This is a genomic window from Phragmitibacter flavus (genome assembly GCF_005780165.1).
Taxonomy (GTDB): domain Bacteria; phylum Verrucomicrobiota; class Verrucomicrobiia; order Verrucomicrobiales; family Verrucomicrobiaceae; genus Phragmitibacter; species Phragmitibacter flavus.
Genome location: NZ_VAUV01000009.1, coordinates 60,484 through 73,977, shown reverse-complemented (window position 1 = coordinate 73,977; position 13,494 = coordinate 60,484). Strand labels below are relative to the sequence as shown.

The 13,494-nt window shown below is 56.7% G+C and carries 12 protein-coding genes; 6 read left to right on the top strand and 6 right to left on the bottom strand.

From position 1 onward, the window contains the following. The first annotated feature begins 17 nt into the window (after positions 1-17). A complete protein-coding gene (locus FEM03_RS13145) occupies positions 18-233 on the top strand; it encodes a hypothetical protein (protein WP_138086736.1) in 216 nt (71 codons plus the stop codon). A 67-nt stretch (positions 234-300) separates the two neighbouring features. On the opposite strand, the gene FEM03_RS13140 is transcribed toward FEM03_RS13145, so the two are convergent. After that, positions 301-1,116 (bottom strand): hypothetical protein, encoded by an 816-nt coding sequence (locus tag FEM03_RS13140; RefSeq protein ID WP_138086735.1) that lies wholly within the window; start codon positions 1,114-1,116, stop codon positions 301-303. Positions 1,117-1,416: 300 nt separating this feature from the next. Here FEM03_RS13140 and leuA point away from each other — a divergent pair, with 300 nt between their 5' ends. Both leuA and FEM03_RS13130 read left to right on the top strand, forming a co-directional pair. After that, complete coding sequence (gene leuA, locus FEM03_RS13135; RefSeq protein ID WP_138086734.1) at positions 1,417-3,093, top strand: 2-isopropylmalate synthase; 1,677 nt, start codon at positions 1,417-1,419, stop codon at positions 3,091-3,093. Between the two features lie 5 nt (positions 3,094-3,098). Further along, a complete protein-coding gene (locus FEM03_RS13130; RefSeq protein WP_138086934.1) occupies positions 3,099-3,455 on the top strand; it encodes a DMT family protein in 357 nt (118 codons plus the stop codon). 26 nt (positions 3,456-3,481) lie between these two features. Here the strand turns inward: FEM03_RS13130 and FEM03_RS13125 are convergent, their stop codons facing one another. Both FEM03_RS13125 and FEM03_RS13120 read right to left on the bottom strand, forming a co-directional pair. Then, positions 3,482-4,060, bottom strand: a complete 579-nt coding sequence (locus FEM03_RS13125) for a nucleotidyl transferase AbiEii/AbiGii toxin family protein (protein ID WP_166442836.1) — start codon at positions 4,058-4,060, stop codon at positions 3,482-3,484. Continuing rightward, positions 4,048-4,362 (bottom strand): DUF6922 domain-containing protein, encoded by a 315-nt coding sequence (locus tag FEM03_RS13120; protein WP_138086732.1) that lies wholly within the window; start codon positions 4,360-4,362, stop codon positions 4,048-4,050. Before FEM03_RS13120 ends, FEM03_RS13125 begins: the two co-directional genes overlap by 13 nt. Positions 4,363-4,479: 117 nt before the next feature. On the opposite strand from FEM03_RS13120, the gene FEM03_RS13115 reads away from it, so the two are divergent. Next, entirely contained in the window at positions 4,480-6,933 is a 2,454-nt protein-coding gene (locus FEM03_RS13115) for a U32 family peptidase (protein WP_240772774.1), read from the top strand. 105 nt (positions 6,934-7,038) lie between these two features. Here FEM03_RS13115 and FEM03_RS13110 read toward each other — a convergent pair whose 3' ends face one another. The 3 genes from FEM03_RS13110 to ruvB all read right to left on the bottom strand — a co-directional run bounded on the left by FEM03_RS13110 (position 7,039) and on the right by ruvB (position 10,148). Further along, positions 7,039-8,439 carry a Gfo/Idh/MocA family protein gene (locus FEM03_RS13110; protein WP_138086731.1) on the bottom strand — a complete coding sequence of 467 codons (1,401 nt, stop codon included), beginning with the start codon at positions 8,437-8,439 and terminating at the stop codon, positions 7,039-7,041. A gap of 115 nt (positions 8,440-8,554) precedes the next feature. Next, the gene (locus FEM03_RS13105; protein ID WP_138086730.1) at positions 8,555-9,061 is read right to left on the bottom strand and encodes a hypothetical protein; all 507 of its coding nucleotides are present in this window, start codon (positions 9,059-9,061) and stop codon (positions 8,555-8,557) included. 55 nt (positions 9,062-9,116) lie between these two features. Then, complete coding sequence (gene ruvB / locus FEM03_RS13100; RefSeq protein WP_240772773.1) at positions 9,117-10,148, bottom strand: Holliday junction branch migration DNA helicase RuvB; 1,032 nt, start codon at positions 10,146-10,148, stop codon at positions 9,117-9,119. Between the two features lie 391 nt (positions 10,149-10,539). On the opposite strand from ruvB, the gene bamA reads away from it, so the two are divergent. Both bamA and FEM03_RS13090 read left to right on the top strand, forming a co-directional pair. Next, on the top strand, positions 10,540-12,750 hold the full coding sequence (bamA, locus tag FEM03_RS13095) for an outer membrane protein assembly factor BamA (protein ID WP_166442835.1): 2,211 nt from the start codon (positions 10,540-10,542) through the stop codon (positions 12,748-12,750). A 74-nt stretch (positions 12,751-12,824) separates the two neighbouring features. Next, positions 12,825-13,454 (top strand): OmpH/Skp family outer membrane protein, encoded by a 630-nt coding sequence (locus FEM03_RS13090; RefSeq protein WP_138086727.1) that lies wholly within the window; start codon positions 12,825-12,827, stop codon positions 13,452-13,454. Positions 13,455-13,494 lie beyond the last annotated feature (40 nt).

The window sequence follows — 13,494 nt, the reverse complement described above, 5'->3', positions numbered from 1 at the left end:
CCTACACCCTAAAAGAGATGAAAAAATTGCTGTTGTTAAGTGCGCTGATGTTGTCGTTGGGAGGGGCTGCGTGGGCGGCTTCTTCTGTTCCGGTGGATTCCAAAGGATCGAGCCTGATTCAAAAGCTGGGTCACATTTGTGGCGAACGCTTCTGTGGCTCGCACCGGCATCATCATTGTCATACGTGGTGTGATCGCCGTGGTCATCACTGGCATTGCCCGGGGCATGACTGATGGATGGCGTCGATGCGGCCCATGAAGCGATGGCTTCATGGGCGATGTTATGCGGGGACTTCTATGGTTATCGAATGTTCAAGCTGACGTTGACAGTGCCATTGGAATTGCTGTGACTGAATCTGGGACGAAGCACCATTGGGAAGTTGTAGGTGTCGCCAGCTTTGAGCGTTTTAATTTTATCGCGTGCTTCCGCCGGGAAGTTGCGGGATTTTTTTTCATGCACGTTGGTTAAGAATTCCAGGGATGCGGGCGCGGGATGGTTTTTGAGTTTGAACGACAGTTTCGAGTCGGCTGGCAGATGGTAGTTTCCTTCGATGCTGAGTCGCCACCACTCGTTGACATCACTGACGATCACCGCAGCAGGAATGATGAAGTCCGGGGCTTCGCGGTTGAGGGCGGCCATCCAGTCGTTGCGTTCCAGAATGCCGAGATCTTCCCATTTTTTGCCTGATGGGGTGCCGACACTGAGTTTGGCCAGGTGGGTGGCGATTTCATCGATCGACTGGACGGAGATGACAGTGATTTCCTGGGTTTCCGAGGAGTGGGAGGTGCGTCCGTCGTTTTGGAGGTTGCGGACGAGGCTGGCTTGCTGATAGGAGACGGTTGCGTCGAGATTGACCCAGAAGGGGCTGGAGCCAGGTTCGTTGTCGGTTACGAGGATGCGTTGGGCTTCAACTTTTTGGACCTTGACGTTTTCAAGCAGTCCGTTGTTGGTGAGCCGGATGAAAGAAAGGGTGTCTCCTGCTTTGATGGTGGCTTTGGCGTCATCGACAATTTCTTCGAGGGTGGGGGGCTTTTTCGAGCAGGATGTGGCCAGGCCCAGGGTGACGAGGGTTAGCAGGCTCCAGGTGGCAAGTCGGGGAAATCTTGATTGCAGCATGATGGAGAAAATAGCTGTGGCACCGGGGCTGTATAGCGAATTTTTTTGGTGGTGCGGATGGAATTGATTGACGGATGTGAATGCTGCGGCTTTCATGAAATGGTGATGTTTCACACTGACAACAGCCTACGACTCCGTGACGCCCTGATGCTAGGGCTGGTCACCTGCTGATCTTGTCCTCCCCTCCCGCCCTGGCCTGGCGATTCTGTTGGCCAACCTCCTTTTCAGCAGCTGCTGTTTTCGCTCTTGTGAGTTGCGGCTGCGTCGCCTTTATTTCCCACCCCTCATCTTTTTATTTTCATGTTGTCTGATCCTTCCTCGAAATACCGGGCTTTTGCGCCGGTGAGTTTGCCCAACCGTCAATGGCCGTCGCGCACGCTGACGAAAGCGCCGATTTGGTGCAGCGTGGATTTGCGGGATGGGAACCAGGCGTTGGCGGTGCCGATGAATGTGTCGCAGAAGCTGGAGTTGTTTGCGACGTTGGTGAAGTGCGGTTTCAAGGAGATTGAGGTGGGGTTTCCTTCGGCTTCGAACACGGAGTTTGAGTTCAACCGGCGTTTGATTGAGGACGGGCGGATTCCGGAAGATGTGACGATTCAGTGTTTGGTGCAGGCGCGGGAAGATTTGATTGAGAAGACGGTCTTGTCTTTGATGGGCGCGAAGCAGGTGATCATTCACATGTATAATTCGACGTCGCCGGCGCAGCGTGAGTATGTGTTTGGGATGTCAAAGCAGCAGATTGTGGAGGTGGCGGTGCGTGGGGCGAAGTGGGTGAAGGAACGGATACACCGCTTGGAAGAGTCGGGGACGAAGGTGACTTTGCAGTATTCGCCGGAGAGTTTTTCGGCAACGGAGGTGGAGTTTGCGAAGGAGATTTCGGAGGCGGTGATGGATGTCTGGCAGCCCACGCCGGAGCGGAGGATGATTCTGAATTTGCCGGATACGGTGGAGGTGGCGGGGCCGAATGTGTATGCGGATCAGATCGAGTGGATGTGCACCAACATCAAAAATCGTGAGTCACTGATCGTGAGTTTGCACACGCACAATGATCGCGGCACGGGAACGGCGGCAACGGAGTTGGGGTTGCTGGCGGGGGCGGACCGGGTGGAGGGAACCTTGTTCGGCAACGGCGAGCGGACGGGGAATCTCGATATTGTGCAGACGGCGATGAATCTGTATATGCACGGGGTCCCGATCGGGTTGGATTTTTCCGACATGAATGCGGTGCGTGAGGTGTATGAGCGTTGCACGGGGATGACGGTGCCGGCGCGGCATCCGTATGGCGGGGAATTGTTTTTCACGGCGTTCAGCGGGTCGCATCAGGATGCGATCAAGAAGGGCTTGGATGCGCGTGAGAAGCGTGGGGGCGGGGTTTGGGATGTGCCGTATTTGACGATTGATCCGAAGGACATTGGACGGGAGTATCGTGAGGTGATCCGGGTGAACAGTCAGTCGGGCAAGGGTGGGGTTGCTTATCTGTTGGAGAGCGAATTTGGCATTGAGTTGCCGAAGGAATTGCAGCGTGAGTTTGGTCCGGTGGCCAATGATGAAGTCGACCGGCTGGGACGTGAGGTGACGGCGGCGGAGTTGAAGGAAATGTTTTGGAAGGAGTATGTGGAGCGGGTGTCACCGCTGGAGCTGAAGCATTTTCATGCGGATGGCACGAAGGAGGTTTTTCGTTGCCGGACGAGTGTCTTTGTGGATGGCGAGGAGCAGCATCTGACCGGTGAGGGCAATGGTCCGATCGCGGCGTTTGCGGATGCGTTGATCGCAGCGGGTCAGCCCGCGTTTCAAGTGACGGACTATCGCGAGCATGCGTTGAGCGCTGGAACGGGAGCGAGTGCGATCTCGTATATCCGGGTGCAGACGCCGGAACTGAAGTCGGTGTGGGGCGTGGGCGTGGACACGAGCATTGAGCTGTCGTCGATCAAGGCGGTGGTGAGTGCGTTGAACCGGGTTTTGGCGAAGATGAAATGAGGATGATGGCGGGCTTCTTTTCATCTGACATCAGCAGGACGATTGGCCTGCTGGTGTTGTCGAATGTGTTCATGACGTTCGCGTGGTATGCGCATTTGAAGGACATGAAGTCGAAGCCGCTGATGTTGGCGGTGTTGTTCAGCTGGGGGATTGCGTTTTTCGAGTATTTGCTGCAGGTGCCGGCGAACCGGATCGGCAGCGCGACGTTGTCGTTGCCGCAGCTAAAAATTTTGCAGGAGGTGATTACGCTGACGGTGTTTGTGCCGTTTGTGCTTTTTTACATGAAGCAGCCGCTGAAGTGGGACTACTTATGGGCAGGGCTGTGCATGTGCGGGGCGGTGTATTTTATTTTTCGGAAGTGAAGGTTGGGGAGTTATTGAGTAGGGAATTAAAGGAACTTTTTAACGGCCTTGGAGATGTCTTTTTTTACGGTGTCCCAAGTGAGGTCGACAAGGCTCACCGGGTCCTCGTCGTCTTCGGCATCGGCAAAATAGGTGAGGCTACGCAGTAGCATCAGGGGGTCTGTGTGGATGTATTTCGCCTGATAGTTAGCGATGATGGTGGACAGGCCAAGTTTGGCAATAAGGTGGTGTAAGTCGTAAAAGTCCTTTTTGGCACCGCGATTGGTAATGGCGGAAAGTTTCATGGCGGAGACGTCGGGCAAACTCATGAGTCGCACGTTTTCGGTAATGTCGTCTGGATGCAGCTTTGGATAGGGATATTTGACAAAGTCGACTTTAACATCGGAGATGAATGCCGTGATGCCAGTGGTTAGGCGTCGCCGTTCATCCCAGGTGAAATCTTTTTGCAGGCTGTGGGCCAGGGAGTCGTGGTCAAAAGGTTCCACGTTGAAAAAATCAAGGTCGACAGAAAGACGATGACCAAATCGCAGAGCCAGCGAAGTGCCGCCCGCCAGTGTGAAGTTTTGCAGGGCAGGATGGGCGCACAACAAGATCAGTAGATCCAAGGTGCTGGGGGGAAGGGTCTCGCGGTGCAGCATCGGAAGTCGGCTGGGGTCAGGTCAAAAGCGGCGCAGCAGAGGCTGACGCCTTGGGGACTCAGGTCACGCAACTGGGTGACAGTCTGGCGCATGCGTTCTGAGCCGTAGTGGAGGCGGATGGTGTGCCAGTCTTGAAGTCGTCCCAATTCCACGACGCGTGCAATGATCAGCGGAGCGTGTTTATCCAGTTCCAAATTGGAAGGATTCACGTCCCAAAAAAGGTTTTCGGGCAGGCCGAGAGGGGCGGTTGAGGTTGGGCGCGCCGACATATGGTTTGGTCAATGTGCCATTGACTCGGTGATTCGTCTATATTCGGATGAGACAAATGACGAGGGGCTTTTGCAACGCTGACTTTCAAATCGGGGATATTGCGGTAGGTTTCCGGCTTGAACTCTTCCCTGCCATCTTTTGATTATCGTCCGGAACTGCTTGCGCCTGCGGGGAATTGGGAGTGTGCGAAGGCGGCGGTGGCGAATGGGGCGGATGCGATTTATTTTGGGATGCCGAAGTTCAATGCGCGGTTAAGGGCGGACAATTTTTCGGAGGAGGATTTGCCGGAGTTGATGTCGGCGCTGCACGAGCACGGGGTGAAGGGGTATTGTGCGTTTAATACGCTGATTTTCACGAAGGAACTTGAGGCGGCCGAGGAGCAGTTGCGGGTGCTGGAGGCGGCGGGGGTGGATGCGGTGATTGTGCAGGATTTGGGGCTGGCGAGGTTGGTGAAGCGGGTGACGCCTGGGTTGCATTTGCATGCGAGCACGCAGATGACGATTACTTCGCCGGAAGGGTTGAAGTTTGCGCGCAGGTTGGGGCTGGATCTGGCGGTGTTGTCGCGGGAGTTGAGTCTGCGAGATCTGGAGAGGTTTGCGAAGGAAGGGGAGGAGGATCGACTGCCGCTTGAGGTGTTTGTGCATGGGGCGTTGTGCGTGGCGTATTCGGGTCAGTGTCTGACGAGTGAGTCGCTGGGGCGGCGGAGTGCGAATCGGGGGGAGTGTGCGCAGGCTTGCCGAATGCCGTATGAGATGATCGTTGATGGGGTGAAGGTGGACTTGGGGGACAAACGGTATTTGCTTTCGCCGCAGGATCTGGCGGCGGTGGAAGAGATTCCAAGGTTGATGGAGTTGGGGGTGAAGAGTTTTAAGATCGAGGGGAGATTGAAGTCGCCGGAGTATGTGGCGGCGGTGACGCAGGTGTATCGCAAGGCGATTGATGCGGCGATGGCTGGGAACGGAAGCGAAGTGAAACTTCGCGGTCCCGACAAGTATGCGCTGGAGATGACGTTTAGCCGTGGATTGTATCCTGGGTGGATGCATGGGGTGAATCATCAGGAGCTGGTGGGGGCGCGGTTTGGGAAGAAGCGCGGGGCGTTTTTAGGGGTGGTGAGCGCGGTGGATTTGGGGGCGGTGGAGTTGGATGGTTTCGCGGTGCCATTAAAGGCGGGGGATGGGGTGGTGTTTGAGAATCCGGCGGATACGAACAAGGAAAAAGGCGGGTATGTTTTTGGGGTGAAGAATCGGTGGATGGAGTTTGGGCACGGCAAGATTGACTTTGAGGGGATCAAGGTGGGCACGCGGGTTTTTAAGACGAGTGATCCGGCGTTGGACCGGCAATTGCGGGCGTCGTTTGCAGGGGATTTGCGGGTGAGGAAGCAGGGGGTTTTGAATTTACGGGTGAGTGGTCGCGAGGGGGAGTTGCTGGAGGTAATGGGTAATGGGAAAGTGGTGAAGTCGCAGATGCCGTTGCAGGCGGCGATGAAAAGGCCGTTGTCGGTGGAGGTGATTGGGCAGCAATTTGGCAAGCTGGGCGGGACGCCGTTTGAATTGGGAGAGGTGGTGATGGCGTTGGAGGGGGATTTGATTTTGCCGATGAGTGAGATGAATCGGATGCGGCGTGAGCTGGTGGATTTGTTGCTGGCGGAGCCGCCGGTGAAGACTTGGGTGGTGCCGCCGGTGTTCGAGATGCCGGTGCGGGAGAGTGAGGTGGTTAAAGAACCGAAGTTGTTGGTGACCTGTCGGACAATAGAGCAGGTGGAGGTGGCGATGCGCAGCGGAGTGATGCGAATTTACGCGGACTTTGAGGATATCCGGCGGTATGCAGACGTGGTGAAGCGGGTGCGTGAGGGCGGGGATGGGGTGGAAATTTTTCTGGCGACGCCGCGCATTCAGAAGTCGGGCGAGGAGGGCTTTTTTAAGCTGATCGAGCGGGCGGAGCCGGATGGGGTGTTGGTGCGGAATCTGGGGGCGCTGGAGTATTTCGCGGCAACGGGGATGAGAATGACGGGGGATTTTTCGTTGAATGTGGCGAATCCGCTGACGGCGGAGTTTTTAGTGGGGTCGGGTTTGGAGCGCGTGACGGTGAGTTATGATCTGAATGCGCAGCAGGTGCTGGATTTGATCGAGGGGGGAACGCCATCGTGGTTTGAGCTGACCTTGCATCAACACATGCCGATGTTTCATATGGAGCATTGTGTGTTTGCGGCGTTTTTGTCGGAAGGGAAGTCGTTTTTGGATTGTGGCCGGCCTTGCGAAAAGCATGTGGTGAAGCTGCGCGACCGGGTGGGGATGGAGCATCCGTTGAAGGCGGATGTGGGGTGTCGGAATACGTTGTTTAATGCGGTGCCGCAGACGGGGGCGAAGTTTTTTGGGGAGTTGATGGCGGCGGGATTGCGGTTTTACCGGGTGGAGTTGCTGGAGGAATCGGCGGAGGAGACGATCCGGGTTTTGGAGATGTATCGTGGGCTGTTGAGTGGAGAGCGCGATGGGACAACGTTGTGGCGCGAACTGAAGGCGCAGTCGCAGTTGGGGGTGGTGACGAGTGGGACGTTGGAGTCGGTGTCGTAGGGGGGGAGACGGGGGCTAAACCGACGACACGTCGGTGGTTCGATGGGTTGTGGGGGCAGGATGACGTTTTTGCCGACGACACGTCGGCGCTCCACGGTGTGGGCGTCAGATGATGTCCCAGCCGGGGCGAACGGGCTCGCGAATGAAGATTTCGGCGTCGGGGTAACCTTTGACTTTCATGGCGTCGGCATCCCATTCGATGGGACGTTTGATGCGCTGGGAGAGAACGCCGAGGAGGACGATCTCGGTGAGTTCGGCACCGTAGTCGAAAGGGCAGGAGGCGGGTTCGCCGCCTTTGCAGGCGTCGATCCAGTCGCGATGATGGCCGTTGGAGCGTTTGAGGGTGGGTTGGGGTTTGGTGTATTCGGCGCGGCGGGCGGTGGGGAAGAGTCGGGGGGCACCGCCGTTGCCTTCGTGTTGGATCACGCCTTTTTCGCCGATGTAGAGGGCACCGCGATGGGGGAGTTTGAAGTCTTCGAGGGCTTCGTGCCGGGGTGGCAGGTGGCCGCCGTTATACCAGTGCATTTTGACGGGGCCGCGTTCGGTGGTGGCGGGGAAGTGGTAGTGGATGAGGCTGCCGTAGGGACCGAGTTCGGCATTGGAGAGTCCGATGCCATAACCTTCGACGAGGGTGGGGTTGGCGAGTTTAAGGGCGCGGACGGCGGTGTTCATGTCATGAGTGCCGAAGTCGCCGAGGCTGGAGCAGCCAAAAGCCCAGAAGTCGCGCCAGGTGAAGGGATGGTAGACCGAGTGGTAGGGGCGATGTTCGCGGGGGCCAAGCCAGAGGTCCCAATTCAGGCCTTGCGGGACGGGCGGGGTGTCGGTGGGACGGTCGTTGAGGTGAATGTTATAGCGGGTGGCGTTGACCCAGATATGGACTTCATGGATGGCACCGATGGCACCGTCCTGGATGTATTCGATGGTTTCGCGGGTGCCGAGGGAGGAGTGGCCCTGGCTTCCCATTTGGGTGGCAACGCCGGTTTCTTTGGCGACTTTGGCGACGTGGCGCGCTTCCCAGATGTTGTGGGTGAGGGGTTTTTCGCAATAGACGTGTTTGCCGGCACGCATGGCGAGGACGGAGACGTAGGCGTGGAGGTGATCGGGGGTGGCACAGAGGACGGCGTCGATGCTTTTTTCTTTTTCCAGCATGACGCGGAAATCTTCGTGGACCGACACCTGATAATTCGGGGATTTCTGCGAGTAATGTTTTTCGACAAAATCTTTGGTCGGAAGCCTGCCGCCCGCACCACCATAATAAAAGGCTTCGAGATTGGTGGACTCGGCGGCGTCGGCGATGGAGATGACCTGGACGTCCTCCAGCTGAAAAAGACCTTTGAGGTTGCTGCGGGCCTGGCCGCCTGCGCCGACAATGGCGAGGTTAACCTTTTCGCTGGGGGGAACGAACCCTGGGCCGCCGAGCACATGACGGGGCACGATGTTCCAGCCGATGGCGCTGGAGGCGGCGGTGATGAATCTGCGGCGGGTGATGCAAGGGATGCGTTTCATCGACTGAAGCCTTGGTGAAATTGTTGTGGTCCAAGGCTATCGGAGTGGGTCGGGAAAAGCTTCCGTTTTGCCGTGAATAATGGATGCAAATCCGGCGGGAGGGAATTGGCGAATTTCAGCTGTAGGGGGACGTTTGAGATATCTGAGCCGTGGCGCGGCGAAGGTTGGGGTGGTAGATCTCGGACTCTTTGAGATTGAGCCAAAGGAAAAAGATGAGGGCGGCAAGACCACCGATGATCATGATGAGGTTGGTGATGGTGGCGAGTTTGCCGCGGCTGATGAGGGTGAGGAAGGCGGCACCGGCGAGGGTGTAATGCACCCAGAGGGACTGGTCGCGGACCAGGGCATGCTTTTTCATCATGCGGGTGTAGCCGGTGTCGCGCACGACGAGGGTGCGTTGCATGGCATCGGCTTTTTCGACGCGGTAAGGAAAGACGCTGAGGCTGGAGATGGCAATAAAAAAGAGGGAAACCATGCGTGCCTTGTCTTGTTTAAGGGCAAGGGTGGCGATGAAGAAGAGCAGTCCGAAGAACAGGCCGTAGAGGGCCATGGGTTCGAGGATCAAATACAGATACTCGGGATTGGCAATCTGGGTGCGCAAGGTGTCGAGTTGGGGAAGCATTGAAGAGAAAGGATAAAGGATAAAGGCGAAAGGATAAACATGACTCTGGCAATGATTATGAGAAGAGGTCGGTTTGCTCGCTGAGGAGGTTGGGGGGGACAGGGAGGCCGAGTTTTTTGTAGGCGCTGGGCATGGCGACGCGACCACGGGGGGTTCGCTTGAGGTGGCCTTGCATGACGAGATAAGGCTCGTGCATGTCTTCGAGGGTGGTGGCGTCTTCGTGAACGGCCACCGCGATGGAGTTGAGGCCGACAGGGCCGCCACCGAATTTGTTGATGAGGGCGTCGAGGATGCGTTTGTCCATCTCGTCGAGTCCGTCGTTGTCGATCTCGAGCATGGTGAGGGCGGCGTCGGCGACAGGTTCGGTGATGATGTTTTGGGCGCGCACCTGGGCGAAATCGCGCACCCAGCGGAGCAGGTGATTGGCGATGCGCGGGGTGCCGCGGGAGCGACGGGCGATCTCTTTGGCACCGCCGGGTTCGATGTTGACGTTGAGGAGCTTGCCGGAGCGCATGAGGATGTGCTGGAGTTCCTCGGGGGTGTAATAATCGAGGCGGTTGGGGATGCCGAAGCGTCCGCGCATGGGGGCGGTGAGCATGCCGGCGCGGGTGGTGGCTCCGACGAGGGTGAAGGGCGGGAGGTCGAGGCGGATGGTGCGGGCTTTTGGTCCCTGGTCGATGATGATGTCGAGTCGGAAATCCTCCATGGCAGGATAAAGGTATTCTTCGACGTTGGGGTGGAGTCGGTGGATTTCGTCGATGAACAGGATGTCTTTTTCCTGGAGATTGGTGAGCAGGCCGGCGAGGTCTCCGGCGCGTTCGATTTGGGGTCCGCTGGTCGAATGGAGCCGGGAGCCGACCGCCGTAGCAATGATGTGGGCGAGCGTGGTCTTGCCGAGGCCGGGAGGGCCGCAGAGGAGCACGTGGTCGAGGGTGTCGCCGCGCTGGCGGGCGGCTTCGACCATGAGCATGAGGCGTTCTTTCACGCGGGTCTGGCCGGTGAACTCATCAAAGTCGGGAGGACGCAGGGCAACGTCGAAGGGAGTCTCGGGCGCGGAGGCCGTTTGGTCGTAGAAATTTTCGCTCAAGGTAGACCAAATAGAATGCATAACGTCACAACCTGAAAGCACAAAACAACAAACCTTAAGTGCCGGGATTGAGGGTGATCGCGGTGGGTGGTCGAACCGGTTTTCGAAGAGCACTGGCACGAAAAATGAAGCAATTTAGGGTGGGGACTGGGCCTTAGGGCTCGGTTTCCCGGCCAATCCTTTTTACTATCCGCACGCATTTCAGGCTTGACTGAGCTTGTCCCCGGCGAGATAGGCGTGGCTTCGACTTCAGACTCTCTGTGACCGTATGATATTATCCAATCTCTCACGATGGACGTTGGCCCTGCTTATGGCAGGTGTCGTTTCCACTTCTGGTCTGCAAGCGCAGGCTCCTGACGCCGCCCCGCAAGAGGCAGCCGTTGCACCCCGCATGGTCCAAGCTGTGGAAGTGATTTCCGCAGGTGGTGCGCAGATCGATGAAAGTCGAATCCGCGCCAACATGGCCACCCGGGTTGGCAATGCCTTCGAGGAAGACGTTCTGGAGCAGGACGTAAAAAATCTTTATACCACAGGTCTGGTGGACAACGTGGAGATCTCCACCTCCGACGTGACCGGCGGCGTCCGCGTGTTGGTGCGTGTGACGGGTCGTGGTGCAGCAGGTGATGTCTCTTTTGTGGGCAACACGGTCTTTGATGCCGCCCGTCTTCGCAAGGAAGTCGAAGTGGCAGCCGGTGCGCCGGTTGACGAAACGAAACTTTTCACCGGAGCCACCAAGATCCGCGAGCTTTACGGCAAGCGTGGTTTCGCTGATGTTTCGGTGGAATACCGCACGCAACCTTCGGCAACGCAGGGTTTTGTGGACATCATCTACACGGTCTCCGAAGGTCAGCGCGGGATCATCAACGACATCCGATTTGAGGGCCTGAGCAACATCAAGGAAGGCGACATTCGTTCGAAGCTGAAGCTCAAGAAAAAACGCGTCTGGCACCTTTGGGGCAAGGCTGGCAAGTTGAGCAATGACGAGTTGCAGGAAGACATCCGCACCGTGGAGCGCACAATTCAGGACGAAGGTTACGTTTATGCGAAAGTCGCCCAAGTGCGTCGCGAGCCGATCAAAGATGACCGTGTGGACATCGTTTTCGTGGTCGATCAAGGCAGCCAATACAACATCGCTGGTGTCTCCATTGAGGGCAACACGGTGTTCACCTTGGAAGAGCTTACCCCTGCGTTGAGCGTTCAGGCTGGCTTCCCTTATTCGGCAACGGACATCTCCAACGATGAGAAGATGCTGGGCGATTATTATGGCTCACGTGGTTACGCCGATGCCCGCATCGACACCAGCGTGCTGGCCGACGGTGCTGACACGGTTCGTGTGGCCTACCGGATTACTGAAGGTGAAAAATCCTACATCCGCAAAATCAACATCGCGGGCAACAGCAAGTCCCAAGACAATGTCATTCGTCGTGAACTTGCCTTCGCCCCCGGTGAAGAGTTCAACACGGTGAAGATCGAGAAAAGCCGCAACCGTTTGCAGAACATGGGTTATTTCAGCCAGGTCGACCTGCGCAACAACCCGACCGGCACGCCCGGGTTCAAGGACATTGACATTGACGTGACCGAGCAGTCCACCGGTGCCATCAACGTCGGTGCAGGTTTCAGCTCGATCGACAGCGTGGTCGGTTTCTTCTCGCTGACTCAGACCAACTTCGACATCACCAACTGGCCCAACTTCACGGGTGCCGGCCAGCGTTTCGGAATGGACGTCCGTGTGGGTGACAAGCGCCGCGATTTCAGCTTGAACATCGTTGAACCATGGTTCATGGGCCAGCGTCTCTCGCTCGGCGGTGAGTTGTTCTTCCGCGATTTGTTCTACCTCAGCGATGACTACGAACAGCAAAACTACGGTGCGGCAATCAATCTGCGCAAACCGATTGGCGAAAACGCCTACGCTGAAATCTCCTACACGATTCAGAACATCACCATTGACGGCATCGCCAGCGAGGCATCTGAAATCATTCGTGCTGAAGAAGGTGAATTCCTTCAGAGCAAACTGGACTTCACCCTTGCTCACGACACTCGTGATTCGGTCTTCATCACCCGCAAAGGTCACAAGTTGCAATTCGGCAGCCTGGTGTCCGGCGACTTCCTTGGAGGGGACGTGGGGGTCTATGGCTTTAACTTCGAAGCGGCTCAATACGTGTCACTTCCTTTCGACATGATCTTCAGCTTTGAAGGTGCCGCCCGCACGGTGGACACCTTTGGCGATGGGGACCGGGTGCCGATCTTCGAACGTCTGTTCCTTGGTGGCGCCAACAACCTTCGTGGTTTTGAGTTCCGTGATGTGGGTCCAAAAGACGAGCGCGGCGAGCCGATCGGTGGCAAGACCTCCGCTTATGCCTCGCTTGAGTTGAGCTTCCCGGTCATCGAAAAAATCCGCGGTGCGGTGTTCTACGATGTCGGTGTGGTCAGCGAGGAGAGCTTCAGCGGCAGCGGCGATGTCAATTCTGACGTCGGTGTTGGTCTCCGTCTGTTCTTCCTGCCAACCGGTCCAATTCGTCTCGATTATGGTATTCCTATGACTTCCGACGAATTTAATGATTCGAGCGGCCAATTCAATTTCAACATCGGCTATCGTTTCTAGTCTAAAGCTCATTCAACCTGCCCAAGTGTAAAACAACACGGGCCCTTCAATACTTGTCTCCAGTCAACACCCCAATGAAATTCATTCCCGCATTATTCCTCGCCGCCACGCTTTGTGGAGCTTCCCAAGCTGCTGACCTCAAAATTGGTGTGGTCGACCTCAACAAGGCATTTGCCGAGTTCAACAAAACCAAAACCGCCAAGGAAGGTCTGGACGCCAACGCCGCCAAAGCCAAGGAAGAGTTGACCGAGCGTTTTGCCGCCTTGAAGAAGCTGAACGACGAAGTGGAGAAAAAAGCACGTGCATCCCAGGACCCGGTGCTGGGTGAACAGGAGCGCGCCAAAAGCCGTGCCGAAGCCCAGACCAAAGCGCAGGAGTTCAAATCCCTTGAGCGTGACATCGCGGAATTCCGTCAGCGTCGTGAAGGCCAGATCCAGCAACAGGGGATGGAACAACGTCGTGAGCTTTACACCGAGATCCTGAAGGTCGTGAAGGAGAAATCCGAAGCGGGCAAGTATGATCTGGTGTTCGACAAAAGCGGTCTTGGCGCCCTTGGTCTTCCTTTCCTCATTCATTCGAAAGAAGGCGTTGCTGAAGATTTCACCTCCGAAGTGATCGTCGAGCTTAACAAGGCTGCTCCTGCAGACGCCACCCCTGCCGACGCAGCGGCTCCAGCGGCGGCGGCGGCCCCTGCCTCGAATTAAAGACTGTCTTGCGGACGATAAATAACCGTCCAAACTTTTT